We start from the raw sequence: 1,393 nt of genomic DNA, 5'->3' as shown, positions 1-1,393 counted from the left end.
CACAAAGTTTGCTTAACGATCAGAGGGCCAGGTCACCGGACACCGGTGACCTGGCCCTCTGTTGCGAGCCGACGAGGGGAATCGAACCCCTGACCTACAGTTTACAAGATCTCGGTACGCGACCCTGTGAGCTGCAGCGGCCCAGGTCAGATGCGGTCTTGCCCTGCCCGTGAGTCCCCGTGATTCCCCCTTGTTCCCCGGCCTTACTGGCACGCGAATGGCACGGCCAGAACGCCTCCGATCCTGTGCGCGGTGCTCGGTGGGCCGGGGCTGAGGAACGAAGTCCCGGACCGTCGATCGCCCCCAGCCACCCTTGAAGATCAGCCATAGCCAGGCGATCGTGAGGGTGGTATCGGTGTGACAGGCGTTTGGTTCCATCCGGGTCGCTTGGGATCAGTTACACATGGCTATGAGGCGGCTGATGCTCTGCTCGGGTTCTTCTCCCTCGGTGTAAAGCACTGTCGTCGCGAGAGCGTGATTCCCCGGGCCGTGCACCCACTGGTGGAGGAAGTCATGCCCGTCCCTGCTGATCCAGTTGGTTCCCTTCGTGGCGAGACTGCGCTGTCGCAGAGCCTGAACAGATCGTTCGACGTCAGGGGAAGGCAACACAAGCACCACATGGTTGACAGGGCGAAGCGCATCGCGAACATGATCGAACAGCTCAGGTTGCGTGTAATGACTGTGGCCAGCCCCTAAAGAAACGATCATGCCCGGGTGGTCAGCGACAACGCGTTTCACGGCATGAGCGCGCGCAGGTTCCCACTCCTGCTCGGCTGTCAGCCGGCCCACGGCCTGGATCCGGTCACGTAGCTTGTCCATATTCCATCCCACCTCGGCATAGTAGGTCTCGCCGAGTGCGTCGATGTCGACGAAGATCCTGCCTGTCGCTGAGGCCAGCCCGTCACCAAGCGTGCTCTTTCCTGCTGCGGCCGGACCAATGAGAACCATCCACGGGGCTGTATGCATTCATGCATTCTCATCCTGCTTGGCCGTGCATACGACTGCGATTTCCAGCCTGAGGAACGAGGGCACTGGGCCACCCATCGTTCTCTGATCGGAGATCAGGCAGATCGTGGGGGCAGCATCTGGGCGGCGGCGCGGCCCTGGTGCGGCGAGCGATGGTTGGGTACGGCGTGCGGGCAGTGCGGTGGGCGGCCCGATTGTCGCCGCCGTTCGGGACCGGCGCCCACGCCGCACGCCCGGACGGCGGGCGGGCGGAGGGCCGTGCGGCGGCGCACCGCGCCGCCGCCTTGATACCTATGAGAACAATTCGGCAAGTCACTCGTGACGCTTTGTGTCCTGTCTCGCTTGATGGTTGACACTCTGGCCTCGCTTGATGCTTGACACCTTGATCGTCTTCTGTGCCTGCTCGTGGCGTTGTCTGCGCTTCGGG

The 1,393-nt window shown here is 63.0% G+C and carries 1 protein-coding gene; it reads right to left on the bottom strand.

Going from position 1 to position 1,393, the window contains the following annotated elements:
* Positions 1-393: 393 nt before the first annotated feature.
* A complete protein-coding gene (locus IG98_RS0143830; protein WP_030926474.1) occupies positions 394-948 on the bottom strand; it encodes a shikimate kinase in 555 nt (184 codons plus the stop codon).
* Between the last annotated feature and the right edge of the window lie 445 nt (positions 949-1,393).

This window comes from Streptosporangium amethystogenes (assembly GCF_000721075.1).
GTDB lineage: Bacteria > Actinomycetota > Actinomycetes > Streptosporangiales > Streptosporangiaceae > Streptosporangium > Streptosporangium amethystogenes.
This window is presented reverse-complemented; position numbering and strand designations above follow the sequence as displayed.

What these genes read in the sequence shown, in the direction of transcription:
- IG98_RS0143830 (WP_030926474.1), bottom strand. Translation starts at nt 948, where the DNA reads ATGGTTCTCATTGGTCCGGCCGCAGCAGGAAAGAGCACGCTTGGTGAC.